Origin of the sequence: Nocardia seriolae NBRC 15557, assembly GCF_007990715.1 — a bacterium.
Taxonomy (GTDB): domain Bacteria; phylum Actinomycetota; class Actinomycetes; order Mycobacteriales; family Mycobacteriaceae; genus Nocardia; species Nocardia seriolae.
Genome location: NZ_BJWY01000003.1, coordinates 1 through 26910 on the forward strand (window position 1 = coordinate 1; position 26910 = coordinate 26910).

General features: G+C 68.3%; 27 protein-coding genes and 1 pseudogene. 16 read left to right on the forward strand and 12 right to left on the reverse strand.

All coding sequences use genetic code 11. The features are described from left to right. Positions 1-101 precede the first annotated feature (101 nt). Positions 102-650 carry a ferritin gene (locus NS2_RS01125; RefSeq protein WP_033085240.1) on the forward strand — a complete coding sequence of 183 codons (549 nt, stop codon included), beginning with the start codon at positions 102-104 and terminating at the stop codon, positions 648-650. A gap of 138 nt (positions 651-788) precedes the next feature. On the opposite strand, the gene NS2_RS01130 is transcribed toward NS2_RS01125, so the two are convergent. From NS2_RS01130 to NS2_RS01145, 4 genes and pseudogenes are all read right to left on the reverse strand, one after another. Next, a complete protein-coding gene (locus NS2_RS01130; protein ID WP_033085239.1) occupies positions 789-1706 on the reverse strand; it encodes a DUF5926 family protein in 918 nt (305 codons plus the stop codon). 53 nt (positions 1707-1759) lie between these two features. After that, positions 1760-2526, reverse strand: a pseudogene (locus NS2_RS01135) (glycerophosphodiester phosphodiesterase). After that, positions 2523-3617: a DUF4328 domain-containing protein gene (locus NS2_RS01140; RefSeq protein ID WP_033085238.1), complete on the reverse strand. Its 1095-nt coding sequence runs from the start codon at positions 3615-3617 to the stop codon at positions 2523-2525. Before NS2_RS01140 ends, NS2_RS01135 begins: the two are co-directional and overlap by 4 nt. A gap of 18 nt (positions 3618-3635) precedes the next feature. Further along, positions 3636-4007: a rhodanese-like domain-containing protein gene (locus NS2_RS01145; RefSeq protein WP_033085237.1), complete on the reverse strand. Its 372-nt coding sequence runs from the start codon at positions 4005-4007 to the stop codon at positions 3636-3638. A gap of 343 nt (positions 4008-4350) precedes the next feature. Here NS2_RS01145 and NS2_RS01150 point away from each other — a divergent pair, with 343 nt between their 5' ends. Further along, on the forward strand, positions 4351-4962 hold the full coding sequence (locus NS2_RS01150; RefSeq protein WP_033085236.1) for a hypothetical protein: 612 nt from the start codon (positions 4351-4353) through the stop codon (positions 4960-4962). 122 nt (positions 4963-5084) lie between these two features. On the opposite strand, the gene msrA is transcribed toward NS2_RS01150, so the two are convergent. Continuing rightward, positions 5085-5768, reverse strand: a complete 684-nt coding sequence (gene msrA / locus NS2_RS01155) for a peptide-methionine (S)-S-oxide reductase MsrA (protein ID WP_033085235.1) — start codon at positions 5766-5768, stop codon at positions 5085-5087. A gap of 195 nt (positions 5769-5963) precedes the next feature. On the opposite strand from msrA, the gene NS2_RS01160 reads away from it, so the two are divergent. The 3 genes from NS2_RS01160 (at position 5964) to NS2_RS01170 (ending at position 8358) form a co-directional block, all read left to right on the forward strand. Then, entirely contained in the window at positions 5964-6587 is a 624-nt protein-coding gene (locus NS2_RS01160; protein WP_033085234.1) for a superoxide dismutase, read from the forward strand. 203 nt (positions 6588-6790) lie between these two features. Continuing rightward, complete coding sequence (locus NS2_RS01165) at positions 6791-7312, forward strand: hypothetical protein (protein WP_033085233.1); 522 nt, start codon at positions 6791-6793, stop codon at positions 7310-7312. A 293-nt stretch (positions 7313-7605) separates the two neighbouring features. Further along, the gene (locus NS2_RS01170) at positions 7606-8358 is read left to right on the forward strand and encodes a TMEM165/GDT1 family protein (RefSeq protein ID WP_033085232.1); all 753 of its coding nucleotides are present in this window, start codon (positions 7606-7608) and stop codon (positions 8356-8358) included. Here NS2_RS01170 and NS2_RS01175 read toward each other — a convergent pair. Both NS2_RS01175 and NS2_RS01180 read right to left on the reverse strand, forming a co-directional pair. Then, a complete protein-coding gene (locus tag NS2_RS01175) occupies positions 8299-8943 on the reverse strand; it encodes a TetR/AcrR family transcriptional regulator (protein WP_033085231.1) in 645 nt (214 codons plus the stop codon). The genes NS2_RS01170 and NS2_RS01175 overlap by 60 nt on opposite strands. 26 nt (positions 8944-8969) lie before the next feature. Then, entirely contained in the window at positions 8970-9878 is a 909-nt protein-coding gene (locus tag NS2_RS01180; protein ID WP_033085230.1) for an SDR family NAD(P)-dependent oxidoreductase, read from the reverse strand. Positions 9879-10112: 234 nt separating this feature from the next. On the opposite strand from NS2_RS01180, the gene NS2_RS01185 reads away from it, so the two are divergent. After that, positions 10113-10880: an SDR family NAD(P)-dependent oxidoreductase gene (locus NS2_RS01185; RefSeq protein WP_033085229.1), complete on the forward strand. Its 768-nt coding sequence runs from the start codon at positions 10113-10115 to the stop codon at positions 10878-10880. 193 nt (positions 10881-11073) lie between these two features. Here the strand turns inward: NS2_RS01185 and NS2_RS01190 are convergent, their stop codons facing one another. From NS2_RS01190 to NS2_RS01200, 3 genes are all read right to left on the reverse strand, one after another. Next, positions 11074-11274, reverse strand: a complete 201-nt coding sequence (locus NS2_RS01190) for a cold-shock protein (protein WP_033085228.1) — start codon at positions 11272-11274, stop codon at positions 11074-11076. A 315-nt stretch (positions 11275-11589) separates the two neighbouring features. Beyond that, positions 11590-13545: a molecular chaperone HtpG gene (gene htpG / locus NS2_RS01195; protein WP_033085227.1), complete on the reverse strand. Its 1956-nt coding sequence runs from the start codon at positions 13543-13545 to the stop codon at positions 11590-11592. Further along, complete coding sequence (locus tag NS2_RS01200) at positions 13542-15191, reverse strand: TM0106 family RecB-like putative nuclease (protein ID WP_370737266.1); 1650 nt, start codon at positions 15189-15191, stop codon at positions 13542-13544. The genes htpG and NS2_RS01200 overlap by 4 nt, the downstream gene beginning before the upstream one ends. 177 nt (positions 15192-15368) lie before the next feature. On the opposite strand from NS2_RS01200, the gene NS2_RS01205 reads away from it, so the two are divergent. From NS2_RS01205 to NS2_RS01235, 7 genes are all read left to right on the forward strand, one after another. Further along, entirely contained in the window at positions 15369-16007 is a 639-nt protein-coding gene (locus NS2_RS01205) for a DUF6474 family protein (RefSeq protein WP_033085226.1), read from the forward strand. 7 nt (positions 16008-16014) lie between these two features. Beyond that, positions 16015-16515: a hypothetical protein gene (locus tag NS2_RS01210; protein WP_052085931.1), complete on the forward strand. Its 501-nt coding sequence runs from the start codon at positions 16015-16017 to the stop codon at positions 16513-16515. Between the two features lie 50 nt (positions 16516-16565). Then, entirely contained in the window at positions 16566-17216 is a 651-nt protein-coding gene (locus NS2_RS01215) for a YcnI family copper-binding membrane protein (protein ID WP_033085225.1), read from the forward strand. Further along, positions 17213-17749 (forward strand): copper resistance CopC family protein, encoded by a 537-nt coding sequence (locus tag NS2_RS01220; protein WP_033085224.1) that lies wholly within the window; start codon positions 17213-17215, stop codon positions 17747-17749. Before NS2_RS01215 ends, NS2_RS01220 begins: the two co-directional genes overlap by 4 nt. Next, complete coding sequence (locus NS2_RS01225; protein WP_045435901.1) at positions 17746-18714, forward strand: CopD family protein; 969 nt, start codon at positions 17746-17748, stop codon at positions 18712-18714. Before NS2_RS01220 ends, NS2_RS01225 begins: the two co-directional genes overlap by 4 nt. 96 nt (positions 18715-18810) lie before the next feature. Next, complete coding sequence (locus NS2_RS01230) at positions 18811-19266, forward strand: SRPBCC family protein (RefSeq protein WP_033085223.1); 456 nt, start codon at positions 18811-18813, stop codon at positions 19264-19266. Positions 19267-19335: 69 nt separating this feature from the next. Further along, the gene (locus tag NS2_RS01235) at positions 19336-19716 is read left to right on the forward strand and encodes a DUF5313 family protein (RefSeq protein ID WP_071343414.1); all 381 of its coding nucleotides are present in this window, start codon (positions 19336-19338) and stop codon (positions 19714-19716) included. 24 nt (positions 19717-19740) lie between these two features. Here the strand turns inward: NS2_RS01235 and NS2_RS01240 are convergent, their stop codons facing one another. Then, positions 19741-21948, reverse strand: coding sequence for a serine/threonine-protein kinase (locus NS2_RS01240; RefSeq protein ID WP_081985547.1), 2208 nt, complete (start codon positions 21946-21948; stop codon positions 19741-19743). 131 nt (positions 21949-22079) lie between these two features. On the opposite strand from NS2_RS01240, the gene NS2_RS01245 reads away from it, so the two are divergent. Together NS2_RS01245 and rraA are read left to right on the forward strand one after the other, a co-directional pair. After that, the gene (locus tag NS2_RS01245) at positions 22080-22586 is read left to right on the forward strand and encodes a nitroreductase/quinone reductase family protein (protein WP_033085221.1); all 507 of its coding nucleotides are present in this window, start codon (positions 22080-22082) and stop codon (positions 22584-22586) included. Between the two features lie 5 nt (positions 22587-22591). Further along, the gene (gene rraA, locus NS2_RS01250; protein ID WP_033085220.1) at positions 22592-23083 is read left to right on the forward strand and encodes a ribonuclease E activity regulator RraA; all 492 of its coding nucleotides are present in this window, start codon (positions 22592-22594) and stop codon (positions 23081-23083) included. 50 nt (positions 23084-23133) lie between these two features. On the opposite strand, the gene NS2_RS01255 is transcribed toward rraA, so the two are convergent. Next, positions 23134-23355, reverse strand: a complete 222-nt coding sequence (locus NS2_RS01255) for an RNA-binding S4 domain-containing protein (protein ID WP_033085219.1) — start codon at positions 23353-23355, stop codon at positions 23134-23136. A 126-nt stretch (positions 23356-23481) separates the two neighbouring features. Between NS2_RS01255 and lysX the strand changes: the two genes are divergently transcribed. Then, a complete protein-coding gene (gene lysX, locus NS2_RS01260) occupies positions 23482-26856 on the forward strand; it encodes a bifunctional lysylphosphatidylglycerol synthetase/lysine--tRNA ligase LysX (RefSeq protein ID WP_081985543.1) in 3375 nt (1124 codons plus the stop codon). The last annotated feature ends 54 nt before the right edge of the window (positions 26857-26910 follow it).

A 26910-nucleotide genomic window follows, 5' to 3' on the forward strand; every position in this document is an offset into this window, starting at 1 on the left:
CGACACTAGCCGGAATTAGGCAATACTTGCCTCAATTAGGCTGTGCTCAATAAGGTTGCACTTGGATGACACGCGATTTGGCCGGGATTAATGTCGTCCGCATGTCCACCCGAACCCAGACCAAACGCAGCAAGTTCCAGGCCCTGCTCCAGGACCAGATCCGCAATGAATTCAATGCCGAACACCAGTACATCGCCGTGGCGATGTGGTTCGACAATGCCGATCTTCCGGTCCTGGCCAAGTATTTCTACAAGCAGGCCGTCGAAGAGCGTAATCACGCGATGATGATCGCGCAGTACCTCATCGACCAGGACAGTACGGTCGAGATGCCCGGGGTCGACGCCGCCACTTCGCAATTCGCGAACGCCAAGGAGCCCATCGCCCTGGCCCTCGCGCAGGAGCAGGCCGTTACCGAGCAGGTCGTCCAGCTCGCCAAGACCGCCCGGGAAGAGGGCGATTACCAGGGCGAACAATTCATGCAGTGGTTCCTCAAGGAACAGGTCGAAGAGGTCGCGACCATGCGCACCCTGCTCACCGTGGCCGAGCGCGCCAGCAACAATATGTTCGACCTCGAGCGTTTCGTGGAACGCGAAATGAGCGGCCCGAAGGACGCGTCGGGCGCACCGCACGCCGCCGGCGGCGCGCTCTGAATTAAAAGCCGTTGGGGCCGAATATATTTCGGTGCTATTCATCCGGTGGATTGACATGAAACAGGCCCGGTCCGTTGCATTGGACTGGACCCGTTTCATGCGTTCTTCAGGGAATTCCCGATGAACGACAGCCGCGAATCAGCGCAGGGTGACCTGGCGCGACCGCAGACCGTCGCGTGAACGGCGCTCCTCGGAAGTCAGCGGCGCGTCCACCTTCAATGCGGCGGCCAGCTTGGCACCGAATTCGCGTGCGGGGGCTTCCCATTCGCTCGCGTGCCGCTCGCGGTCCAGGTCGAAGACCGGCACCAGCAGGCCGTGGGTGCGGAACGAGCCCGCGAACCGCGAGCCCTCGCCCAGGTTCAGGTCACCGGCCGCGTGCAGGCGGGCCAGGGCCAGCATGAGCTGATCCTCGTCCTCGGGCCGCACCCAGCGCACGTGCGCCTTCTCGCCCGCGTCGACCCACCAGGCCGCGCCGATGGCGTCCGCACCCAGTTCCAGCCGGGCCGACGGCATGATCGCGCGATTGGCCTGCTCGATGGTGGCGGCCACCTGCGGGTCCGGGGTGACGTCGGCGGGCACCCACCAGTTGAAGTCCTGGTGCACGGTCAGGTCCAGGGCCGCGCCCGGGTCCAGCACCTCCGAAAGCCGCGGCGCGCCATCCACATCCGCGGTGGTCAGCGACTCGCCCGGGGCGGCGGCCTGGGTCCACAGAATGGCGGCGGCCAGATCCGCGGCGGGATCGGCGGACTGGAACTGCACCTGCGTGCCGACAAAACCGACCGGCTCGTCACCGGCCCGCACCAGCGCGGCGACCGCTCCCGGCAGCACGGTGGCGAGGGTGACGGCCCGCTCGGCGGACACGTTCGGCGACAACTTCAGCGTGGCGGTCGCCGACGGCACGAACTCCCGCAGCGCGACCAGATCGCATTCGGCGGCCAGACCCTCGAACGGCCGCGTCACCGTCTGCGCGGCCGACTCCTGCGCGGCACGCCGCGCGGCCAGCTTCTGCGCCCGATTGCTGTCCGGCTTGGGACTGTTGCGCTTGCTCTTACCCATGGGGTGCAAACCTACAGGGTGCCCCGGCGGCGGCCCGCGACGGCGCGGGGGATTTACACCGTGGGGAGACCGGCTTTGGTGCGGGCCGGGTAGTTGGTGGCGACCCAGTCCACGCCGAGGTCGGCGCACAGCCCGACGTCCTCGAGTTCGTCGCAGGTCCAGACGTAGGTGGCACGGCCGGCGGCCGCGGCCTTGTCGACGAGTTCGGGGTGTTCGCGCAGGGTGCGGACCGAGGGGCCGATGGCGGTGGCGCCGACCGTGTGGGCCGCGCCGCCGGAAAGGTACAGGGAGGATTCGCCGAGCAGCACCGTGGGTAGCAGCGGGGCCGCGCGGCGGATGCGCCAGACCGCGGTGGCGGCGAAGGACATCACGACCGCACGGGCGTGATCGGCGGAGGCCGGGGCGCCGATGCCGTAGCGGTTGAGCTCGCTCAGCAGGGTGGTCTCGACCAGCGCGCCGTAGCGGACCGGATGCTTGGTCTCGATGAAAAGCTTGGTGGGACGGCTCTTCCAGTCCAGCACCAGCTCGATGAGCTCGGCGAGGGTGAGCACGCCCTCGGGTTCGGCGGCGGTGCCGAAGTTCAGGGCCTTCAGCTCCTCCAGGGTCATCTCGCTGACCGCGCCCGTGCCGTTGGAGGTGCGCTCCACGGTGCGGTCGTGCACGCAGACCAGATGCCCGTCACGGGTCAGGCGGATATCGCACTCGACGCCGTCCGCACCCTCCTGCAGGGCGAGATCGTAGGCGGCGAGGGTGTGTTCGGGTCGCGCCGCCGACGCCCCCGGTGCGCGACCACGAACGGCGCACGACTGGCCCGGCTCACTTCGCCAATACCTCCTGTTGCTCTGCGGTGACCTCATCATTGCCGACGGCAGGGGCATTTTCGACCGCAGCGTCCGGCCCCCGCCCCGAATCGCCGGTACCCGGCTGCACCGGTTCGATCACCGGCCGCGCGGGCGCGGTGGCGATCACCCAGCGCCGCAACGGCTTCGGACGGCCCCGCAGATCCAGTCCCGCGAAGGCCCGCACCAGGCCCAGCGAGGCCAGCGCGACGGCCGCCGCGACCAGATCCGTCCACAGGCTCACCAGTACCCCGTCGGCCTGCACCTGCAACGACTTCGCGAACCGGTAGAGCAGGGAGATCAACACCATGACCGCGTCGACGAGCCAAGCGGCCCACCAGATCCGGACCGCGCGCAGCAGCCGGGAATCCGCGCCCGCGGCGATCCGCAGCCGGGCCGCCTCGGCCAGGAACACCGCCGGCCACACCAGATTCACGACCGGCACAACGCAACCCAGCACCAGGGCGCGCAGCGAGCGCGGATCGGTCTGCCCCGCCTGCGCGTACGCGGCGCGGCGCGTCTCGGCGAGCCAGCCGACCAGTCCCACCGTCGACACCAGCGCCAGCACCAGGGCGGCGAACGCGGAAACGGTCACGGCCGCATCGGAAACCCACAGCAGCCAGGACTGGATCAACCGGGTGCGGCTGTGCAGCAGAATCCCGTACCGGCCCAGCTCGGCGAGCGCGGCCAGCACGAAGACACCGGCGGTGACCGGCAGCAGCACGGTGACCCGGTCACTCAGGTCGGCCAGCGGGTGCGGCGCCACCGCGGCGGCCTCGGGCGCCGGCCGATCATGCAAGCCCCATTGCGGAATCTGGTGGTAGCGCGGGGTCTCCGCCGCGGCGGGCCGCCGGACGGGCTGCGCGGCAGCCGCTTTGCGGCCCGGCGGACGGGCCACCCAGCGGTAGTTGCGGCGTTCGGCGGGCGCGTCCACGGGCGCGGGCGAGAGCAGCACGCCGTGACACCGCGGGCACCAGTGCAGCGGTTTGCCCTGCACTGCCCAGCGCGCACCGCAGCGGGCGCACGGCTGCACGACGGCGGATCGCGATCGGCCCACCTGTCCCCCGTTCATCGCTCCACCTCTCCGCGCCTAGTAGATCTTCGCCTCGGGACCGTCACCGGTGAGCGGGCGGCCGGTCTGCTGCCAGGCCACCATGCCGCCCTTGACATTGACGGCCTCGTAGCCGATCTGGTTCAGGTACTCCACCACCGCGATGGACCGGCCGCCCTGCCGACAGATCACGTAGATCTCGGCGTCGATATCCAGATCGTCGAGCCGGGCGGGGACCTCGGTCATGGGGATGTGGAGGGCGCCGGGCGCGCGGCCGAGCTGCCATTCGTCGTGCTCGCGGACGTCGAGGAGCTGGGCGGGCGCGGGCGCGGCGGAACCCCAGCCGTCGGCGGCATCGAATTCCTTCGGCACCTCGTCGATCGACACCGAAGGCAGGTGGGGGTTCGTCACGGTTTCGATCCTGCCACGCGGGCGCGCGGGCGGTGGAGTTCCGTACCTGCGCAGAGTCGGTTTCGGGAGTTATCCACATAATCCACAACCTGATCCACAGGTGGACAGCCGACCGTTTCGTCCGGGATTCGGCGATTTCGTCGAGGATTTCGTCGGGTCGGCCGATCCGGAAGTCCCCTCCCCGTTCCGGAGCGGCCGACCCGAGGGCCCGTGTCTCAGAAGGCCCCATCCAGTCTGACGCCGCAGGTCGGCTCGTGGTTCCGTTCGGACCGGAAAAAAACGACAACACTACCGAAAAACGGAAATCCTGGGCCGGGCCAGGCAAGATCGGTAGCCTGGCGCTATGACTGTGAGCAGGGGGCTACTCGACGGCCTGGACATCAAGGGACTCAACCTCGCACTGTCGGAGGCGACCTGCCTCGGCATCGACGTGGACACCGCGGCATGCACGCTACGGCTGGAACTCGACGTGCTGACGCTGCCGCAGCAGGGCCCACCGCCCGAAGACTGCGATATCTACCTGACCCTCACCGGGGTCAGCCGGGTCGCCTGTTCGCTGCGCCGCCAGCGCTGGGACGACCTCGAACCCGTTGTGCTGCCGCTCACCATCGACGGCCTGCACGACGCCGTCAACAGCTTCGGCGGCGGCGCGCTGCACGGCTGGGACTTCCTCGACCTGAGCGACAGCTCCTGGAGCCAGTGGCGCAAGCTGCTCAGCTTCGACACCCAGCTGCGCGACACCGCCGGTGCGCACATGATGGAGTTCTCACAGGAAGAGGGCATCGACCCGCGCGAACTCGACGTGCGCGTGTGGTTCGACGGGGTCACCGTCACCGACAAGCAGGGCAACCCGATTCCGTTGCAGGAGTTCATCGACGGCGGCGTGCGCTGGTGGCAGGCCCACGACGCGGGCGACCCGCGCACCCAGCGCCCGGACGTGGTGCCGCCGCTCTGACCGGGCGGATGAAACGTGGCAACTGATTCGTGAGATCCGGGTACCACCGGGGACGTCCAAGATCGGTTCGGCACCCACCGGCGGCACGGGTGCAGGATGGCCAACGGCGCCCGAGCCGCCCGCTAACGGCCCGGAGAGGCGGTATTGCAACTGACGCCCGTGCCGTGGTCGGGGCAGTAGCCGCCGGGGTTCTTGGCCAGGTACTGCTGGTGATAGCTCTCGGCGTAGAAGAACGCGGATAGGTCTGGCAGCGGGGCGATCTCGGTGGTGATCGTCCCGAATCCGGCCGCCGTCAATCGCTCCTGATAGCCGGTCCTGCTCGCCTCGGCCGCCTTCGCCTGCTCGTCGTCGAAAGTGAAGATGGCCGAACGGTATTGGGTACCGCGGTCGTTACCCTGCCGCATGCCCTGGGTTGGATCGTGGTTCTCCCAGAATTGTCTGAGAATTCCGTCGAACTCGATCACCCGCGGATCGAAGACCACCAGGACCGATTCGGTGTGCCCGGTGCGGCCCGAGCAGGTCTCCTCGTAGGTCGGGTTCGGGGTGTAGCCGCCCGCGTAACCGACCGCGGTGCTGTACACGCCCTCGAGCTGCCAATACCCCTGCTCCGCACCCCAGAAGCAGCCCATGGCCACCACCGCGAGCCGCATCTCCGCCGGAAAGGGCGGTTTCAGCGGATGGCCGCTGACGTAGTGCTTGTCCGGGACGATCAGGGCCTCGGAGCGGCCGGGCAGGGCTTGCTCGGGCGTCACCATGGTCGCCGCCGGTAGCCGCAAGCGACCGACGAACTCGTCGTACCACGACATGCCTCGATGCTACGGGACCCGACCCGACCGGCACCGACGTTGCGTTCAGAGGAATTCCAAAGGTTGGGAAAGATATACAGAGGCCGGAATGTGGGGGCACGCAGCCCGGTTGCAGACGAGCGGGTGTACGAATGATGGTTGGGTGCGCCTCGGACCATGCCGAGGGCACACGGCCCCGACACGGAAAGGGACATCGTGGCTGTCTACACGCTGCCTGAACTCGATTACGACTACTCGGCCCTGGAGCCCTTCATCTCCGGCCAGATCAACGAGATCCACCACACCAAGCACCACGCCGCCTACGTCGCGGGTGTCAACGCCGCCCTCGAGAAGCTCGAGGAGGCGCGCGCCAAGGACGACCACGCCGCCATCTTCCTGAACGAGAAGAACCTCGCGTTCCACCTCGGCGGCCACGTCAACCACTCCATCTGGTGGAAGAGCCTGTCCAAGGACGGCGGCGACAAGCCGGTCGGCGACCTGGCCGCCGCCGTCGACGAGGAGTTCGGCTCCTTCGACAAGTTCGTCGCGCAGTTCTCCGCTGCGGCCAACGGCCTGCAGGGCTCCGGCTGGGCCTGGCTGGGCTACGACACCCTGGGCAACAAGCTGCTCACCTTCCAGCTCACCGACCAGCAGGGCAACGTGCCGCTGGGCATCATCCCGCTGCTCGGCCTGGACATGTGGGAGCACGCCTTCTACCTGCAGTACAAGAACGTCAAGGCGGACTACGTCAAGGCGTTCTGGAACGTGGTGAACTGGGCCGAAATCCAGGAGCGCTACACCAAGGCCGTCAACCAGGGCAAAGGCCTGATCTTCGGCTGATGCCCCGCGTCGGGTCTCGTACACCCGATCTCCGGTTCTTCGAAAGACCCGTGGACCACTCGGTTCGCGGGTCTTTCGCATTTCACCCGGCCGGGTGCTAGCACTCTTTGGTACTTGTGTGCCAGTTCCATTCGGGTACAACCTGGTGTTCCCAACAGCAACACGGGCACCGCCGCCCCCGGTCCGGATTCGGGAGGCACACCATGAGTGGTCAGATCGGCGTCATGCCGTTCCATGCGCGCGGTTCGCTACAGGGATTCGTGATCTCCGGGCGCTGGCCGGACTCCACCAAGGAATGGGCGCAGGTCCTCGTGCTCGCCGTGCGGGTGGCCAGCCTGCCGGGCCTGCTGCCCACCTCGACGGTGTTCGGGGCGCGCGAAGAGCTGCCCGACGATCCCGATCCCGCGATGGTAGGTCTGGTCATCGCGGAGGGCACGGTGCTGGGGGCGGAAGGCTTGCAGCCCGGCATGTTTGCCGGACATGTGCCACCGGCGCTGCTCATGCTGCACCCGCCGCGCGAGACCCGGCCGTCGCTGCCCGAGTGCGCGGGCGCGGCCTCCGGCTGCCTGCTGCTGCCGGGACTCCCGCATCTGGGACTCGAACACCGGGCGGCCTGGGTCGAGACAGACAGCGACGGCACGGTGACCTCGATGGTTTCGCGGGTCGGGGTGGATCCGATCAGTGATCCCGACACCGCGGTTCTGGCCATGCTGCTGGCCGCGTAAGGGTAACCGAAACCTTCCGGCAGTATTCCCAAACTTATTGCGCGCATTGCGATTTGGGCGACGGGCGTTTGCCTGCGCCCGGTTTGCCGGAGTAGTATGGCGGCGAGCGAAGGGGAGTAGCCCCCAATCACGCCGTCGACATACTGATCCTTTCCCGGGTCCGGCGCGTGAACCGGAAATTTCCGGTGGGCGAGACCTTCGGCCGAAAAGAACCAAACCGATTTACCGGTGCGGTGTCGGCTGAAGCGTCCCCGCATTCAGCCGACAGGCCGGAGACCTGGGAGCTGACCTTCATGATCGCCACGATATTGCTGAGCTTCGGCGTGCTCTTCCTCGCCGAACTGGGCGACAAATCGCAACTCATGGCACTGACGTTCGCGCTGCGCTACCACTGGTGGGTGGTGCTGAGCGCGATCACCGCCGCCAGCATCCTGGTCAATCTGATCGCCGTCGGCGTCGGTCACTTCATCGGCGCGGCCCTGCCGACCGGACTCATCTCCCTGTGCGCCGCGGCCACTCTCATCGGCGTCGGCCTGTGGACACTGCGCGACACACTGCCGTCGAACGCGCCGGAGGACGCGGAAGAGGTCGCGCCGCAATCCAAGTCGCGCAGCGCCTTCCTGGTGGTGCTCTCGGCGTTCCTGCTGGCCGAGCTCGGCGACCGGACCATGTTCGCCACCATGGCCCTGGCCACCAACAACGGCTGGGTCGCGGTGTGGATCGGCTCGGTGGCGGGCATGGTCGCCGCGGGCGGGCTGGCCATCCTGGTCGGCGTGACCATCGGCAAGCACATTCCGGAGCGGCTCATCGCCGCCTGCTCGGGGCTGCTGTTCCTGTACTTCGGCGAACTGACCCTGCTCGAGGCGTTCGCACCCGGCCTGGGCACCCCGCTGGCCGCGGTGCTGTCGCTGGCGCTGCCCGCGCTGGCCGGGGCGGTATTGCTGGTGCTGCGCCGCGGCGCGCCGATGTCGGTGCTCGCGCCGGTGTCAGTCCTCGACGACGGTGCTGCCGAAGAGTTCTCCGCTGCGCCGCACCAGGTCAAGTAGCGGTTCCCGCAGTTCCCGCAGCCCGTCCAGATCGCCGACCGCGATGCGCGCGGTGACCATGGCGCTCAAGGCCGCGACCCGGGTCTGGCAGGCGAAGCGCTGCTCCGCGGTGTCCGCGCCGAGCACATCGGCGACCATGGCCACGAAGGTCTCCTGCATCTGGGTGCGGCGGTCGATGGCCTCCGAGCCGACCGCGTAGACCTCCACCAGAAACAAACGGGCGTAGGCGGGTTGGCCCGCGAGCGCGTCCAGGTAGGAGCCGAGCAGGCGTTCGATGCGCTCCGCCCCGGTCTCGCCGTCGAATTCCGCGCCCGTCGCGGTCAGGATGCCGGTCAGCATGAGTTCCGCGGCGCGCTCGTAGGCGGCCTCGAAACAGTCCTCCTTGGAACGGAATTGCTCGTAGAAGGTCTCCCGGGAGACACCCGCCCGCTTGATGACCGCCGCCACCGGCGTTCCGACATAACCGTTCTCGGTCATCGCCTCGGCCATGGCGAGCAGGATGCGGTCGCGCTGAGCGGCCACCACGGCCTCCCGGGGCAGACCGTGACGACCGCGGGGCAGTTGGCGGGTTGCCGATTCGGGCATGCGTTGGACTCCATTGGCCTCGAGCGTTATGCGAGCTTCTTCATTCTGCGGGGCCGGGCCGGTTGTTCGGTGGTGAAGCCCGTCGGTTCGGTGCGAGCAATCTCCAAACCGCCGGCCACGCCGTCGCGCAGCGTGAATTCGACCAGGAACTGGGCCAGCGGACGGCACCACAGCACCATGCTCACCCAGTACGGCGAGACGATGCGGCGGGAGCGGCGGGCCAGGGCGCGTTCGCAGGCGTCGATGGCCGGGCCCAGCGGGGCGATGCCGGAAATGGTGGAACGGCCCAGAATGCTGTGCGCGGCCTCGGTGCCGAAGCCACGGCTGGTCATCTCGGTGTCGAGCTCGGCGAAGTAGGCCATGCCGACTTTGGCTCCGGTGTGCCGCAATTCGATGCGCAGGGTGTCGCCCAGCGCATCGACGGCGGCCTTGGAGGCGCTGTAGGCACCGGCCAGCGGCAGGTGGATGGCGGCGGCCAGCGAGGAGATGAGCAGGACGTAGCCGTCGCGGTGCGCGAGGTGGGGTCCGGCGGCGCGCAGCGTGTAGTACACGCCGAGGACATTGACGGTGAGCGTTTCCTCGAGCACGGTCGGGTCGCCGCCGAGCAGGGCGAGCGGCCGGGCGATGCCGGCATTGCACACCACGGCGTCCAGACCGCCCAGTTCCGCGGTGAGGGAGTTGACGACTCGCTGCACCTGAGCCGGATCACCGATGTCGCAGTAGCGCCAAGGGGCGTCCCCGCAGTCGGCGGCGACCTGCGCGAGCAGTGACTCCTCGATACCGAGCAGTGCCACCCGAGCGCCGTGGTGGTGCAGCTGCCGGGCCAAGGCCGCGCCGATCCCTCGCGCCGCGCCGGTGATCAGGATGCGTTTTCCGGCCACGCGGGGGGCCGAACGACGGAAACCACGGCGGCGACCGGCCGTGCTGGCATTCATGTATGCGAAACTACCACCTAGACGAACACTCGTGTTCGCAAATCTTGCGAGCAATGCTCGCTTCGAACCTCCGATTTGCGAATTGCACAACCACCGGGCCGCCCGACCGGCACAGTGCCGGGGACCGAAACGCCCAAACCCGACCCCGCGCGGGGCGCTCACCCGACCCCGCTATCGTGCCTATTGACGGAGGGCCAGTGAGAGGGCCGTCCACAGTCGAGAGGACCATTCACCGTGGAGATTTCGGGCTCCGCCGCCATTGTCACCGGAGGTGCGTCCGGTCTGGGTGCGGCCACCGCCAAGCGCTTCGCCGATGCGGGTGCGACCGTGTTCGGCCTGGATCTGGCTCAGTCCATCGAGCGCGCGGGCGACAATGTCCCCGTCGGCGTCACCCTCATCCCGACCGACGTCACCAGCGCCGACGAGGTGGCCGCCGCGGTCGCCAAGGTCGTGGAATCCGGTGTGCCGCTGCGCATCGTCGTCAACTGCGCCGGTGTCGGCTGGGCGGGACGCATCCTGTCCAAGAACGGCCCGCACGACCTGGAGCTGTTCCGCACGGTCATCACCGTGAACCTGCTCGGCTCCTTCAATGTGATGCGCCTGGCCGCCGACGCCATCGCCAAGACCGATCCGGTCGACGAGTACGGCTCGCGCGGCGTCATCATCAACACCGCCTCGGTCGCGGCGTTCGAGGGCCAGATCGGGCAGATCGCCTACTCCGCCTCCAAGGGCGGTGTCGCCGGTATGACCATCCCGGCCGCGCGTGACCTGGCGCAGTTCGGCATTCGCGTGAACACCATCGCCCCCGGCATCATCGACACCCCGATGCTGGCCGGTGTCACCGAGGAGTACCGCAAGGGCCTCGAGTCCGGCGTGCCGTTCCCGTCCCGCCTGGGTCGCCCGGACGAGTACGTGCAGCTGGCGCAGTACATCACCGAGCACGACTACCTGAACGGCGAGACCATCCGTATGGACGGTGCACTCCGTATGGCTCCGCGCTGATCGTGTGAAACAACAAGGCCCGTACCGGATTCGGTACGGGCCTTGTTTTCGATTATCGGTAGCGTGACGACTGATCTCGCGAGGATCCGGGTAACTCCCCGGGTACCCCCAAAATCGGTTCGGCACCCAACCGCCGACACGGGTGCATGAAGCTAACGGCTCTCAGCCGCCCGCTGAAGTCCCGGGGAGGCGGTTAATGCGGGCGAACCGCAGCAGCCTGCGGGCCCTTCTTGCCCTCGGTGATCTCGAAGGACACGGCCTGGCCCTCTTCGAGCTGACGGTAGCCGTTGCCCTCGATCTCCGAGTAGTGGACGAAAACGTCGGGGCCGTCCTCGCGGGCGATGAAGCCGTAGCCCTTCTCCGCGTTGAACCACTTGACAGTGCCCTGAACCATTACCTTCTCCTGACGAGGTGTTTCTTTTTGTTGCGTGGGTGCCGCGGTCGCGGTACCCGGGGTCGATCAGAAGGCGGCTTGCAACTTGCCTGGCAAGGTGAAGCAACGCCCGCACAATGTTCCGCGCGAGCATGTTGAACACGAACACGAAAACTTACGACCAAGACGTACAACGTACGCGTTCGCGCTGAGTTCCCGAAATCGCCAGAGCATGCCCATCGTCACATTTGAGACATTCCGGGCATGACCAATTCCCGCTTGCTATAGGTCGGGCTCCTGCGGAAATACCGCAGGAGCCCGAACAGAGCCGCAGAGTCAGAGGGTGCGGGTGAGGCGGTCGGCGAGGATGCGGGCGAAGTGCGCCGGATCCTTCAGCTCGCCACCCTCGGCGAGAACCGCCGTGCCGTAGAGCAATTCGGCGGTCTCGGTGAGCGCCTCGGGCTTGTCGGCCTCGTCCTTCACCGTCTCGAACGCGTCACGCAGACCGGTGACCAGCGCGTGCGACGGGTTCAATTCGAGGATGCGCTTGCTGTGCGGCAGCTCCTGACCGGAGGCGCGGTACATGCGCTCGAGCATCGGGGTGAAATCGAACACATCACCCACGATGCAGGCCGGAGAGGTGGTGAGCCGGTTGGTCAGGCGTACCTCCTTCACCTCGGCGTCCAGGGTCGACTGCAACCAGCCGAGCACCTCGGCGAAGTCCTTCTCCTGCTGCTCGCGCAGCTGCTCGGAGGCCTTCTTCTCGTCCTCAGACTCCAGGTCCACCTCGCCCTTGGCGATGGACACGATCGGCTTGCCCTCGAACTCGGTGACCGAGCCGACCCACATCTCGTCGACCGGATCGGTCAGCACCAGCACCTCGAGGCCCTTGGCCTTGAACGCCTCCATGTGCGGGGAGTTCTCGATCTGCTGGCGGGTCTCGCCGGTCATGTAGTAGATCGACGACTGAGACTCCGCCATCCGCCCGACGTAGTCGGCCAGCGAGGTCTGCTCGGTCTCCGAATGCGTGGACGCGAAGGACGAGACGCCCAGAATGGTCTCGCGGTTGTCGTGGTCCGACAGCAGGCCCTCCTTGAGGACCCGGCCGAACTCCTTCCAGAACTCCCAGTACTTGGCCTTGTCCTCGGCATTGCGCAGATCCTTGACCGTGGACAGCACCTTGCGGACCAGGCGCTTGCGGATCATCTGGATCTGGCGGTCCTGCTGCAGGATCTCGCGAGACACATTGAGCGACAGGTCCTGCGCGTCCACCACGCCCTTGACGAAGCGCAGATACTCCGGCATCAGCTCTTCGCAGTTGTCCATGATGAACACCCGGCGCACGTAGAGCTGCACGCCGCGCTTGTGCTCGCGGGTGAACAGGTCGAACGGCGCGTGCGACGGAAGAAACAGCAGCGCCTGGTATTCGAAGGTGCCCTCGGCCTTCATGGGGATGATCTCGAGCGGATCGTCCCAGGCGTGCGAGACGTGCTTGTAGAACTCGATGTACTCCTCGTCGGAGACCTCGCTGCGCGGGCGCGTCCACAGCGCCTTCTGCGAGTTCAGGGTCTGGGTCTCGACCAGGGTCTTCTCGGTCTTGTCCTCGCCCTCGCCGTCCATGACGGTGCGCTCGACATCCATACGGATGGGCCAGGCGATGAAATCCGAGTACTTCTTGATGATTTCGCGGAGCTTCCACTCCTGCGTGTAGTCGAAGAGGTGATCGTCCTCGTCGGCGGCCTTGAGCTGCAACGCCACCGTGGTGCCCTGCGGCGCGTCGTCGAGTTCCTCGATCGAGTAGGTCGGCGAGCCCGCCTCGGATTCCCAACGGGTGCCGGTGGTCTCGCCCGCCTTGCGGGTGGTCAGGGTGACCTTGTCGGCCACCATGAAGGTCGAGTAGAAGCCGATGCCGAACTGGCCGATCAGCTCCTCGGCCTGCTGATCGTCGGGCTTGGCCTCGAGCAGCTGCTTGCGCAGCGCCGCGGTGCCCGACTTGGCCAGGGTGCCGATCAGATCCACCACCTCGGCCCGGGACATGCCGATGCCGTTGTCGCGGATGGTCAGCACGCGCTCGTCGCGGTCGACCTCCAGCTCGATGTGCAGGTCGGAGGTATCCGCGTGCAGGTCCTTGTCGCGGAAGGTCTCCAGGCGCAACTTGTCCAGCGCATCGGAGGCATTGGAGACCAGCTCCCGCAGGAAGGTGTCCTTGTTCGAATACACCGAGTGGATCATCAACTCCAGCAGCTGATGGGTCTCGGCCTGAAACTCCAGGTGTTCGACGTGTTCGGTCACGACGCGATATTACGTCGGGCGAAGTCGGCGATGGCCGGAACCTCCGCGTCGGCACGATCGGTCATCCAGTCCCGCAGCACCTTCGTGGCCTGCACGTCGTCCTCGTTGTACTCCAGGATGCGGGTGCGCTGGGCCATATCCGGCTCGCCGCCCTCGTAGGCGACGGCCAGCCGGTACCAGGCCATGGACGCCTCGCCACCGGCTTCCGGGTCGCGCCAATGGAATCCGGCGACCGGCGCGATCTTCTTGAGGCCCTTGCCGTTCGGGCAGATGAACTGCTCCGACACCGCCTGGAACATGTCCACCCACTGCGGGCCGTCCACGAACTGCTGGATCTCGCGCTCGGTCGGGATGCCGGGGCGACCGGCGAAGCGCCGCGCCGACTCGTAGAGCCACTTGTCCTCGGCGGTCCGCGAATAGCAGTAGGCGGCAAAGGTTTTACCGTCCACGGCGGCCTGGGCGCGCACCGACATGAGCCAGCCCCAGAACTCGGCGAAGGAGCGGCCCTCGTCCTCGGTGGGCAGCGGATCCCAGGTGACGAAGGGGCGATAGACGCCGTCGAGCAGGGTGCCCCACAGATACGCGCCGTGCTCCTGATAACTCTCCAGGTCCACGTCCACCTCGACGTCGGCGCGGGTCACCCGGACCCGTTCCACCCGGCGGACCAGGGGCGCGCCGGTGGCCCAGGCGCGGGCGGTGACCACGGCCTCGGTGAACGGCTCGTACTGCCAGTCGTCGGGATCGTCACCGCTCCAGGCGGCCAGATCGTCGATGGTCTCGACGCCGTGGCGGCGCAGCACCTCCGCGCGCGAACCCGGAGCCACCAGGCTCACATCGCGATGCTCGGACAGCCACTTCTCGCAACCGCGGCCGTCCGCCTCCGCCGAGCGGCTCCACCACGGGCACTGGCGGCATTCGGGGACTTTCGAAGGGACGGTGGGCAGTTCGCCGCGGACCACGGCGATGCGGTCGGCGTAGCGGACGTCGTAGTCGTCGAGGATCGCGCCGAGATCGTGCACCAGCACCCGGTCGAAGTGGTAGCCGATGGCACCGCCCACCAGGGCGGGACTGGCCAGGCCGTGACGCTGGAGCATGCGGTAGAGGTGCGCGAGGCGCTGCTGGTCGCGCGGTTGCGGGCGGGTGCGGACGTGCCTGTCCGGCTTGGGATTCCACTCGTAGGGATCGCTGGTGGTGGGGTGGTAGTCGGCCGGATCCGGTTGCCGCGGATCGGTCACCTTGTGGTTCACCACGATGATCGGGATGTACCCGCCGCGATCGCCGTCACGCCAGAGGATTTCGCAGCCGCCACGGCGGCCGGTATCGGCCTCCTGCGGCAGCAGCCCGCCCCAAATGCGTTCGGCCCCGGCCTCCATGGCGGCCATGGTGGCGGCGGTCCGCTGGGTCGCGGGCTGTTTCGGATCGATGACCGTCCAGGTCTCGGGAGCCGCCCCGACCAGCGTGTCGCGCACATGCAATCGATGCGCCGCGGCCGCCTCCCGTCGCTGCTGCACGCCGGCGTCCTCGGCGACTCCGGTCAACACGCCCGGATGGGTGGCGTCCAGATGAAGCCGGTGCCGACACCCGATCAGCGAACGCGCGTCAAGAAACGCGGCCCGCTCGCCATGGTCACCGATGCCCGAATACACGCCAGTCAGTATGGCCTCCACCCCCGACATTCCTACGAACTGGCACCGAAACCACCGGGTGCTCGCTGCGTGGCGCGGCCAACCACTAGGGTGATTCGCAAACTGTGTTTCATGGGCGGACAGGCAATTCCCCCGGCCCTGTGCTGCCATGGCGAACCAGCATGACGGAGGCCATCTATGGGGTTGTTCGGCAAGCGCAAGAAGCGGGTCAGCCGCCGGGCCGAGGCGAAAGCCCTCAAGCACAAGGCCGCGATGGAGGCCAAGCTCGGGGCGCGCAACGAGCGCAAGAAGAATCGGGCGCAGAACCGCACCCAGAAGCAGGTCGCCAAGGCGGAGATCGCCAAGTTGCAGGCCGAGGAGAAGGCGGCGAACAAGCTCGCCGCCCGGGCCGAGCGGGATCCGTTCAGCGCGGCCTCGGTCCGCAAGTACCTGGGCGTGGCCCGGGTGCTGGTGCCGGTGCTGGCGCCGCTGGCCTACCGCGGCGCGACCATGGTGCGCGGGCAGCTCGACACCCGCCGCGCCCAGCAGCTCGGCATCGGGATCGATCAGCTCGGCGAGTTCGCCGGGCCGGGCGCGAAGTTGCAGGCCCGCATCGCGAGCACGGAGTCCACGCTCTCGGAGATCGAGGCCAAGAGCCCCGACACCGAGACCAAGAAGTTCGTGACCGCGAGTCGCGACCGGCTCGACAGCCTGTCCGCCGCCACCCGCACCGCGGCCCAGATGCCGGTGCAGCGCCGCCGCGCCGTGCACGCCTCCATCTCGAACGAGCTCTCCGGCCTCGAGGCCGATGTGCTCGCGCGCCTCGGCGTGAACTGAGCACCCCGTGAGCTCGGTGCGCGGCGGACTGGCAGGTGTCGCCATGGCGACCCTGGCGGTCGGCGCGCACGGGTTCGCGGGCGGCGGCTACCCCGGCTCCTCGGGGCTGATGCTGCTGGTACTGGCGACGGCCGCGTTCGGCGCGCTCACCGCCGCCGTGCGGCCGCGCGCCGCGCTGCCGGTGCTGATGCTGCTCGGCCAGCCGATCGGCCATATCGCGCTGAGCGGGCTGGTCGCGCACGGACATGCCGCGCACGCAATGGAATTCGCGACCCACGGCCCGATGGTGGCCGCGCACACGGTCGCGGCCCTGGGCTGCGCCTTCCTCATCCTCATCGCGGAGCGGCTCTACGGGCTGATCTCCCGCGCGGTCCGGGTGGTGCTCACCCGGCCGGGCGGGCGGCCGGGGCGACCCGGGCCCGCACGCTGGCCGCACGCGATCTCGACCCCGAAAACCCTTCTCGCACCGGGCGCGATCGGACCGCGCGCGCCACCGGTTACGGCGTAACCCCGTTTCGTAACTCCCCGTAACCATTGTCAGAGAAGGCAATCCAAGTCATGCACACCTCTGTTTCGCGTGCCCTCATCACCACCGCGGCGGGCACGGGCCTGCTGCTTTCCGGCGCGGGCGTCGCCTCCGCGCACGTGGCCGTGGACGCCCCCGGAGCCAGCCAGGGCGGCTACGCCCTCGTCACCTTCCGGGTGCCCGACGAGTCCGACACCGCCTCCACCACCAAAGTCTCGGTGGCGCTTCCGAATCCGAAGAGCGCCCGCACCGAGCCCATGCCGGGCTGGACCGCCAAGGTCGAGAAGAACGCCCAGGGCGACGCCGTCTCGGTGACCTGGACCGCCGATCCGGGCAACCCGGGCGTGGGTCCCGGTCAGTTCCAGCGCTTCGCGGTCTCCCTGGGCAAGCTGCCCAGCCAGGAGAAGGTCAGCTTCAATGCCACCCAGACCTACAGCGACGGCAAGGTCGTCGAGTGGAATCAGCCGATGAACGCCGACGGCAGCGAGCCCGAGCACCCCGCGCCCACCCTCACCCTGGCCAAGGGCGGCGGCGATGACGACGCGCCCGCGGCCGCCGATTCCGACAAGAGCGACAAGGGCACCGACGACACCGCCCGCTGGCTCGGCGGCATCGGCCTGGCGCTGGGCGCACTCGGTGCGGCCCTCGGCCTCGGCAGCGTCCTGCGAGGACGGCGGTCATGACGCGCAAACTGCTGGCCGGGCTGGTCACCGGCCTGCTCGTCACCGGATTCGCGCTGCTGGGCGGCGGTGTCGCCAATGCGCACTCCGCGCCCCTCTCCTCGAGCCCGGACAACGGCGCGTCGATCGACACCTCCCCCGCCACGGTGAGCATCACCTTCAACGAGGACCTGCAACCCGCCTACCCGTCCATGACGGTGACCGGACCGGACCACAACCTCTGGTCCAAGGGGCAGACCAAGGTGAACGGCCCGACCGTCAGCATCGAGGTCGGTGAGCTGGGACCGGTCGGCGAGTACACCATCGCCTACCGCGTCACCTCCGCCGACGGGCATCCGGTCAGCGGCAAGCGGACCTTCACATTGACCAAGCCCGGCAATGGAACTCCCGGACCCCGCTCCGACGCCACCGCCAAGTCCGGCGGCTCCGACGGCGGCGGCGTACCGCTGTGGGTGTTCATCGTGGGCGCGGTCGTGCTGTTCGGCGGCGGCCTGGCCTTCGCCCTGTTCGGCGGACGGGGCAAGCAGCGCAAGTGAATCGGTCCGACCGCACCGATCGTCGCCGGGAGCGCGGGACGACCGGCGGCAGCAGCTCACTGAGATGGCTCCTGCTGCTGGTCGTTCCCGTGGCACTCGACGGTGCGGCGCTGGCCTGGATCCTCGCCGCCGACGATCCGGTCCAGGCCGAGGCCCCGGTCCGGGTGCTGGCCGACTGTGCGGGCGCGACCGTGCTCGGGCTGGCCGCCCTGCCGCGGCTCTCGGATCGGCTGTCCCTGCACTGGCGGCTGCTGACCGTGCTGGCCGCGCTCTGGGCCGCAATGGAATTCGGCATGCTGGTGCTGGAAGCCGCCGAGGTGCAGGGTGTTCCGGCACGGCGGCTGAGCGGCGCGCAGTTCGGCGACTACCTGACCCACGTGAGCGGCGGGCAGATCGGCATCGCACTGCTCATCGGCAGCGGCGCGGTAACGGTCTACAGCGCCTTCGGTTTTCGCAATCCGGATCGCGCCACCGCGGATCTGGTGCTGGTGTTCACGGCCGTCACGGTGACGCTGCGGCCGATCACCGGGCACATGTCGCAGCAGACACTGGGTTCGGTGCTGGCGGCGCTGCACGCGCTGGCCGCCGCGGCCTGGTTCGGCCTGCTGCTGGCGCTCGCGCTGACCGTGCGCACCCGCGGCGAGTGGGCGACGCTGCTGCCGCGGTACTCGAATTGGGCGCTGCCGCTGGTGGTTACGGTGCTGTTGACGGGGGCCATCAACGGGCTGGTCCGGATCGGCGGGGTGACGCCGCTGGTGACCGAGGGGTACGGGCGCATTCTGCTGGCGAAGACGGTGCTGGTGTGCGCGCTGATCGGGCTGGGCTGGTGGTGGCGGCGCAGCTGGGTGCCCAGGGCGGCGGACCATCGCATGACCGCGGACGCCTCGCTGCGGCGCGCGATTGTGGAAGTGCTGGTGATGGCGCTAGTGTTCGGACTGGCGGGTACGTTGGCTGTCACCGCGTGATCGCCTCGGCTCGGCCGGGATTCGCGTGCGCTGTCTCATAGATGGCATGCATCACAAGATCTGCACGCAAAACTAGAACCCGTTACTGTTGCGCGCATGACCGAAGTCAAGATCGTCGCGGACTGCGCCGCCTCGGCCGAATCGGCCTTCGCCTATGTGAACGATTACCACCACCTGCCGAGATTCATCAATGAGATCAGCGCCTTCACCCCGCTGACCGAACAGGTCGAGGGCGTGGGCGCCACCTTCGACGGCACCATTCAGCTGGGCCCGATCGCCCTGCACTCCACCATCGAGATCGTCCGGCACGAACCCGGATACGCCATCGGCGTGAAGTCCATCAAGGGCTTCGAAATCGAATCCACCTTCCTCTTCCACGACCGCGGCGAGGAATCCTGCACCATCGACGCCATCGTGGACTACCGGGTGCCCGGCGGCCTCGCGGGCAAGATCCTCGGCAAAACCATCGAGCCCTTCGTCAAGCTCGCCGTGAAGAGCTCGACCCACCACCTGGTCACCCAGGTCGCCGAGTTCCACACCGCCAACGCCTGATCCCCGGGGTCGCCAGAGCCGCCGACCCCCGCGGTTGTTCCGCACTTACCCACCAGGGATCCTTGGCACATGCCCGAAAGCACCGCCCCGAATCCGCTGCAGCGGCTCGGCTACATCTGTGGCCGGACCCTTCCGCCGTCCATGCGGGAGTGGGTGCTCGAGGATCTGACCGGACCCGGCGCCACCCGGCGCTACCTGCTCCGGATTCTCATTCCGATCATTCCGGTGTTGTGCCTGTTCCTGCTGATTCCCGGCCCGCTCTGGATGGGCCTGGCCATGATGGCGCTGCTGTATCTGCCGCTCATCTACTTCACCGCGGCACTCACCTACGTGTTCCGGCGCAACCGGCTGATCAAGCACGGCCTGGATCCGGCGCTCGCCGACGCCGACCGGCGCGCCCGCGACGCCGCCGATCGCGAAGCCTACGAAAAGCGGCACGGCCGCGGCTGATTCGCGCCCACCCCTGATCGGCGGCTATTCCGATACCGCTCGTTCGAAGGCGCGCAGATCGGCCTCGGTCTGCCGGAACAGCCAGTAGTCGCCCAGGAATCCGAGCACACCGGCCACGCACAGTCCATAGACGGGGATGAGCACCAGCGAAACCTCCTCGGCGTTCAGGAAGATCAGGCTGGAGATCACGCCCACCAGCGGAATGGCCACGGCCACCGCGAGATAGCGGGTGCAGCGGCGGCCGAGCGCCCGCAGCGCGTCGCGATCCCGGGCCGTCTCACCGTGCATGAGCAGCCGCGGGTAGAAGCAGCGCACCACGAAGAAGGTGACCACGAAGAACGGATACGCCACCGCTATCGCCCCCGAAACCACCATCGTCGCTATGAGATTCACCAGATGGCCGGGCGGCAGGCCGGTGAACACGACCAGCGCGATGGCCGATACCGCGGCCGCGAGCACCCACCACGCGAAGGCCAGCAGCGCCACCCGGTCGCCGTCGATCAGCGTGTCCCGGCGCGCCCGGGCCAGCGCCGCCGGATCGTAGGTCCCGCCACGCCGCAACCCGCGCCACACGATGAAGGCGCGGCGGCACAGGTAATTGGCGACCGCGATGGCCGCCGGGGTGGCGGTCAGGGCCAGCAGATTGCCGACCACCTGCAACCGGAGCCGCTCCTGCGGCGAGAACCACAGCGCCCACAGTCCATGGTTGTGCAGATTGACGTAGGCCATGCCGAGCAGGTCTCCGACCATGCTGGCCACCGTGATCAAGACCAGCAGCGACCACGGCCCGACCCGGGCCCGCCAGCTGTGCTCGGGCGGATCGACCAGATCGCGGGCCCGCTGATCCAGGCACAGTTCCAGCTGCTGGGCCAGCGCCGCGCCGGTGGGCCAGCGGTCCTCGCGCTTGGGGGCCAGGCACTTCAGCAGCACGCGCCGCAGGGTGGGCGGGCAGTCGGGCGGCAGTTCGTCGAAGAAGCGCGGCTCGATCTCGTGGCTGCGCAGGCGCAGCATGCGTTCCAGCGAGGACTCCGAATCGCCCGCGCGGTTCTCGTCGTCGAAGGGGCGATGGCCGGTGAGCAGTTCCCACAGCACCACGCCGAGCGCGTAGATATCGCTGCGGCCGTCGAGATCCTCGGCGGTTTCCGGCATTTGGGGATGGCAGGCCGCCAGCTGCTCGGGCGACATGTAGGCCAGCGAGCCGCCGAAATAGGCGAGCGGGCTGGTGCCCGCCACGTGCAGGCTGAAACTGATATTGAAATCCGCCAGTTTCGGGCTGCCGTCGGCGGTGAGCAGCACATTGGCAGGCTTGATGTCCCGGTGCAGCACGCCGGAATCGGCCGCGTGGTCGAGGGCCCGGGCCAAGCGGCTGCCCAGCCACGCAACGGTTTCCGGCCAGGTGCGCTCCGGCATGGCGGCGCGGGTGGGCGATTCGCCCGCCACCAGGCCGCCCTTGTCGCGCATGGCCGCGTCGACCGCTTCCAGCAGCAGCCCGCCGTCGCGCTCCCCCGGCTCGCGGGAACGCACCAGCGCCAGCACCTTCGACAGGGTGCCGCCCGGAAGGTATTGCATGTACAGCAGTTTCAGTTCCCGGTCGGCGAGCAGCCGCTGATCGAAGACGCGCACGATGTGGTCGTGGTCGAGCTGGGCCAGGGTCTCGGATTCGGTGCCGTGGTTCTGCGAGATCTTCACCGCCACCAGCCGCTGCATGGACCGCTGCCGGGCCAGGAACACCCGGGCGAACGCGCCGCTGCCCAGCTCCACCAGCAGATCGAAATCGTCCACCCGGTCGCCGACCTCGATGCCCTCGAGCGCGTGCTGGGCCTGCGGCCGGGCGATGAGGGTGCTGCGGTAGTCGTGCTCGGCCCACTCGGTGCCCGCGGCCTCGGTCGGGAAACAGCTCACATCCAGTGCGAAGCCGGAGCGGCGCAGCGCGTGGAACTCCTCGTAGGCCAGGTCCGGAGGCAGTGGGCCGGAACGCAACTCGTCGAATTCGGCGCGGTAGTCGGCGAGCCGCTTGGGGAAGTCGTAGCGGATCCAGCGGTATTCCAGATCCACCTTGATCAGCTCGATGAGCGCCAGTCGCCGCACCCGCGTTGCGCGCGGCAGGAATTCGGCCAGATTCGGCGGTGTGCCCGCCGCCGTCCAGGCGGCGGTGAATCTGGCGATCAGAGATGCCAGCAGGGAGCGGGTCTCGTCGACGGCGCCCGAATCGATCGCCGGTTCTACCTTCATATCCCCTCCCGATCCGAACTCACCGGGTGCCGCCAGTATGCGCCCGGGAATCCGACTGCACGGTTGATTCCTCCATGTGGGTAGATCGCTGAGCAAGCGCGGAGCGCATCGCGGACCACTACAGTCGCGGTATGAGTGAGCAGTTTCCGGAACGGATCTGGGGTTCCCGCACCAATTTTCTGTCTCGACTGGCCCGTCCGTTCGCCGCCACCAAGCTCGGCTCGCTGGTGATCCGCAAGCTGACCCCGCTGGACCGCAAGGTGCTCGAGCGCACCGCCGGCAAGTACACCGTCCTGGGCCCGATCGGCGCGCCGGTCATCCTGCTCACCACCGTCGGCCGCAAGTCCGGGCAGCCGCGCACCACGCCGCTGCTCTACGTCCACGACGGGGACACCCTCTACGTGATCGGCTCCAACTTCGGCCAGGCCCACCACCCGGCCTGGACCGGGAACCTGCTCGCCACCCCGGCCGCCGAGGTCGCCATCGCGGGACAGCACATTCCGGTCACCGCCACCCTCGTCACCGACGAGGACCGCAAGCAGGCGATCTTCGAACGCTTCGAGGAGACCACCGAGGCGTACACCGCCTACCGCAACCGCACCGCCCGCGACTTGCGGATATTCGCCCTGACAAGATAGTTCCCGTGACCGAATCCGCTAATGCCATCGCCACTGCCGACCTAGCCGACGAGATCGGCCCCGAGATCCGCAGCTGCGACACCCAGTTCATTCAGTTCGGCGGCCACGAGGTCTTCTCGGGCCGCATCGTGACCATCAAGACCTTCCAGGACAACCTGCTGGTCAAGCAGACCCTCGGCACCCCCGGCGAGGGCCGCGTGCTGGTCGTGGACGGCGGCGCCAGCGTGCACACCGCGCTGGTCGGCGACATCATCGCGGGCCGCGGCGTGGACAACGGCTGGGCCGGTGTCATCGTCAACGGCGCGGTCCGGGACTCCGCCATGCTGCGCACCATGCCGATCGGCATCAAGGCGCTGGGCACCAACCCGCGCAAGAGCACCCAGCTCGAGGGCAACGCCGAGAAGGACGTGACCGTCGAATTCGGCGGCGTCACCTTCGTTCCCGGCGACATGCTCTACAGCGACCACGACGGCGTCGTCGTCCGCGCGGAGAACTGAGACTGGTCCGGGCCGGCGCGCAGCGGCTGGAGGCGGGTTCTGCCGTGCCTTCAGCCGCCGGTGACCCGGGCCTTGTGCCCGGCCAAGGCCACCACATCGCCCGCGTGTAGCTGCCGCCCGCGGCGCAGCTCCACCTCGTCGTTGACACGTACCAGGCCCTGAGCGATAACCGTCTTGGCTTCCGAACCGGAATCGATGAGGTTCGCCAGCTTCAGGAACTGGCCGAGTCGAATGACATCGTCCTCGATCGGGACATCGACTGGATCCGACATGGGGTACATCCTTACCTGCGGCCGCCACGAGACCAAACGCCGCCCCCACCACCGGCCGCCGCGCGGGGGGCTCCCATCCACTGGCCGCACCGCGGCGACAAGACACGAACCGGGTTCCGAGTGCACATGGGCAAGGGCAACATTCACACTGGTGCGGTGACTTCCACGCAGGACCGGCCGCAGCACGACGCCGACCAGAGAACGGAGCCGCGCTCGCCCGAGGTGCCGCATCGCGGGCACGGCCGGTTGCGCGAGGTGCCACACATCGCGGGTACCGCGCTCGGCGTGTTCTCGGTCCTCTGCTTCGCCTGGAGTCTGTCCCCGGGCCTACGCTTCCTGACCTCGCACCTACGCCACTTCGTCGACACCTATTACTTCGACGCGCCCGACACCTCGCTGGTGTGGGCCCTGGTCGTGGGTCTGCTCGCGGGTGCGACCGCCAGCCGCAAACGGATCGCCTGGTGGCTGCTGGTCGGCTACATGGCGGCCTACGCGCTCGCCAACGCGCTCGACTTCGCCGCCGAGGGCGACGTCAATGCCTTGGTGGCCTTGATCATTCACATCGCGGCGATCGGGGTGCTGATCGCGGCGTGGTCGGAGTTCTACACCCACGTGCAGCGCGGCGCGGTGTGGCGCGCGCTCGGCGTGCTCGCGGGCGGGCTCGCGCTGGGTTCCCTGGTCGGCTGGGGGCTGGTCGAACTGTTCCCCGGCACCCTGCCCGATCACACCGAGCGCGCGCTGTGGTCGGTGTCCCGGGTGACCGGCGCGATCCTGGTCTCCAACGAGGACTTCGACGGGCATCCACCGCATCCGGTGAATCTGCTGCTCGGCCTGTTCGGCGCGATCGCGTTGCTGGCGGCGGTGATCACGCTGTTCCGGTCGCAGCGTTCGTCCAACGCGCTCACCGGGCTCGACGAATCCGCGATTCGCGGTCTGCTGGAACGCTCCGATGTCGAGGATTCGCTGGGCTACTTCGCCACCCGCCGCGACAAGGCCGTGGTCTTCGCGCCCAGCGGCAAGGCGGCCATCACCTACCGCGTCGAACTCGGCGTGTGCCTGGCGTCGGGCGACCCCATCGGGCAGAAGGAAGCGTGGGGGCAGGCCATCGACGCCTGGCTGCGGCTGGCCGACCAATACGGTTGGGCCCCGGCCGTGATGGGGGCGAGCGAACTCGGTGCGACCGCCTACCGGCGCGCCGGACTCTCCGCGCTGCGCCTGGGTGACGAGGCCATTCTCGAGACCCGCACCTTCTCCCTGGCGGGCGCGGACATGAAGCAGGTCCGCCAGGCCGCCAACCGGCTCGGCAAGCAGGGCATCACCGTTCGTGTGCGCAGGCACAAGGAGATCTCCTTCGAGGAGATGCAGGACGTCATGCGCCGCGCCGCCGCCTGGCGCGACACCGAGACCGAACGCGGCTTCTCCATGGCCCTGGACCGGCTCGGCGATCCCCTCGACGGCGACTGCCTGCTGGTCGAGGCGGTCTCCCCCGGCGGGCACGTGCTCGGCATGCTGTCGCTGGTCCCGTGGGGCCGCACCGGCGTCTCCCTGGACCTCATGCGCCGCGACCGCACCGGCCCCAACGGGCTGATGGAACTCATGATCTCGCGCCTGGCGCTCACCTCCGAGCAGTACGGCATCACCCGGATCTCGTTGAACTTCGCGGTCTTCCGCGCGGTCTTCGAGGAGGGCGGCCGGATCGGCGCGGGCCCGGTGCTGCGGCTGTGGCGCGGCGTGCTGATGTTCTTCTCGCGCTGGTACCAGCTGGAGGCGCTCTACCGCTCCAATGTGAAATACCAGCCCGAATGGGTGCCGCGGTTCTCGCTGTTCGAGGAGCGCCGCCACCTGGTGCGGGTCGCCACCGCCAGCGCGCTCGCCGAAGGCTTCCTGCCCCGCTTCGGCCGCCAGCACGACGCCTCCACCCACACCGGCCTGCGGCCGTCCGTGCCGATCACCATGACCGGGCTGCACGCCGACGGCAGCACACCCGACCTGCCGCCCGAGGAACTCGCCGAGACCGGCCCCCGCCGCCCCGAACAGGTCCGGGTGCGCATGGACAAGCTGGAGAAGCTGGAGCGATCCGGCGTCGAGGCGTACCCGGTCGCCTACCCGCCCACCCACACCGTGGCCGCCGCGCGCCACTGCCCGCAGGGCACCACGGTGCGAGTCTGCGGGCGGCTCCTGCGGATTCGCGACTACGGCGGCGTCATCTTCGCGGTGTTGCGCGACTGGTCCGGCGACATCCAGCTGCTCATCGACCGCGGCCGGATGGGCGTGGAACGCAGCCCGGAGTTCACCGCCTACTTCGACCTCGGCGACCTCATCGAGGTGAGCGGGCAGCTGGGCCGCAGCCGCCGCGGCGAACTCTCACTGCTGGCCCAGGACTGGCGGATGATCGGCAAGTGCCTGCACCCGCTGCCGGACAAATGGAAGGGCCTGTCCGACCCGGAAGCCCGGGTGCGCCAACGCTATGTCGACATGGCCATCAACACCGACATCCGCGAGGTGATGACCAAGCGCAGCGCCGTGGTGCGCTCACTGCGGGACACGTTGCACGGCTGGGGATTCCTCGAGGTCGAGACCCCGGTGCTGCAGCAGGTGCACGGCGGCGCCAACGCCACCCCGTTCACCACCCACATCAATGCCTACGACCTCGACCTGTACCTGCGCATCGCCCCCGAGCTCTACCTCAAGAAACTGTGCGTGGGCGGCATGGAGAAGGTCTTCGAACTCGGCCGCGTCTTCCGCAACGAGGGCGTCGACTACAGCCACAACCCCGAGTTCACCATCCTGGAAGCCTATGAGGCGCACAGCGATTACGAACGCATGATGCACGCCTGCCGCCAGCTCATCCAGGAGGCGGCGCTGGCCGCCAACGGCCGGATGGTCGCACTGCGGCCCGGGCCCGACGGCGCGATGACCGAGGTCGACATCTCCGGCGACTGGCCGGTCAAGACCGTGCACGGGGCCGTCTCCGACGCCATCGGCGAGACCATCACTCCCGAGACCGACGCCGAACGTCTGCGGCTGCTCTGCGAGAAGGCGGGCGTCCCCTTCCAATTGGGCTGGGACGAAGGCCAACTCGTGCTCGAGATGTACGAACACCTGGTGGAGTCCGCCACCGGGGAACCCACCTTCTACATCGACTTCCCCACCTCCGTCTCCCCGCTCACCCGCGCGCACCGGCACATCCGGGGCGTCACCGAACGCTGGGATCTGGTGGCCTGGGGCGTCGAATTGGCCACCGCCTACAGCGAATTGACCGATCCGGTGGACCAGCGCCGCCGCCTCACCGAGCAGTCCATGCTGGCCGCCGGCGGCGACCCGGAGGCCATGGAACTCGACGAGGACTTCCTCCAGGCCCTCGAGCACGCCATGCCCCCCACCGGCGGCCTGGGCGTCGGCGTGGACCGCGTGGTCATGCTGCTGATCGGCCGCAGCATCCGCGAAACCCTCCCCTTCCCGCTCGTGAAACCCCGCAACGCGCCCGGTGATTCGCGTTAGGACCAGGGAAAACCCTGATTCCCCCGGCCGTCTCCCCGGTTAATCTGGGATTCG

Coding starts and splice junctions, on each gene's coding strand:
- NS2_RS01130 (WP_033085239.1), bottom strand. CDS start 1,706: ATGGGTAAGAGCAAGCGCAACAGTCCCAAGCCGGACAGCAATCGGGCG.
- NS2_RS01125 (WP_033085240.1), top strand. CDS start 102: ATGTCCACCCGAACCCAGACCAAACGCAGCAAGTTCCAGGCCCTGCTC.
- NS2_RS01240 (WP_081985547.1), bottom strand. CDS start 21,948: ATGAAGGTAGAACCGGCGATCGATTCGGGCGCCGTCGACGAGACCCGC.
- lysX (WP_081985543.1), top strand. CDS start 23,482: ATGGGCAAGGGCAACATTCACACTGGTGCGGTGACTTCCACGCAGGAC.
- NS2_RS01220 (WP_033085224.1), top strand. CDS start 17,213: ATGACGCGCAAACTGCTGGCCGGGCTGGTCACCGGCCTGCTCGTCACC.
- NS2_RS01230 (WP_033085223.1), top strand. CDS start 18,811: ATGACCGAAGTCAAGATCGTCGCGGACTGCGCCGCCTCGGCCGAATCG.
- NS2_RS01245 (WP_033085221.1), top strand. CDS start 22,080: ATGAGTGAGCAGTTTCCGGAACGGATCTGGGGTTCCCGCACCAATTTT.
- NS2_RS01205 (WP_033085226.1), top strand. CDS start 15,369: ATGGGGTTGTTCGGCAAGCGCAAGAAGCGGGTCAGCCGCCGGGCCGAG.
- NS2_RS01170 (WP_033085232.1), top strand. CDS start 7,606: ATGATCGCCACGATATTGCTGAGCTTCGGCGTGCTCTTCCTCGCCGAA.
- NS2_RS01235 (WP_071343414.1), top strand. CDS start 19,336: ATGCCCGAAAGCACCGCCCCGAATCCGCTGCAGCGGCTCGGCTACATC.
- msrA (WP_033085235.1), bottom strand. CDS start 5,768: ATGTCGTGGTACGACGAGTTCGTCGGTCGCTTGCGGCTACCGGCGGCG.
- NS2_RS01175 (WP_033085231.1), bottom strand. CDS start 8,943: ATGCCCGAATCGGCAACCCGCCAACTGCCCCGCGGTCGTCACGGTCTG.
- NS2_RS01165 (WP_033085233.1), top strand. CDS start 6,791: ATGAGTGGTCAGATCGGCGTCATGCCGTTCCATGCGCGCGGTTCGCTA.
- NS2_RS01150 (WP_033085236.1), top strand. CDS start 4,351: ATGACTGTGAGCAGGGGGCTACTCGACGGCCTGGACATCAAGGGACTC.
- NS2_RS01190 (WP_033085228.1), bottom strand. CDS start 11,274: ATGGTTCAGGGCACTGTCAAGTGGTTCAACGCGGAGAAGGGCTACGGC.
- NS2_RS01255 (WP_033085219.1), bottom strand. CDS start 23,355: ATGTCGGATCCAGTCGATGTCCCGATCGAGGACGATGTCATTCGACTC.
- NS2_RS01215 (WP_033085225.1), top strand. CDS start 16,566: ATGCACACCTCTGTTTCGCGTGCCCTCATCACCACCGCGGCGGGCACG.
- NS2_RS01140 (WP_033085238.1), bottom strand. CDS start 3,617: ATGAACGGGGGACAGGTGGGCCGATCGCGATCCGCCGTCGTGCAGCCG.
- NS2_RS01180 (WP_033085230.1), bottom strand. CDS start 9,878: ATGAATGCCAGCACGGCCGGTCGCCGCCGTGGTTTCCGTCGTTCGGCC.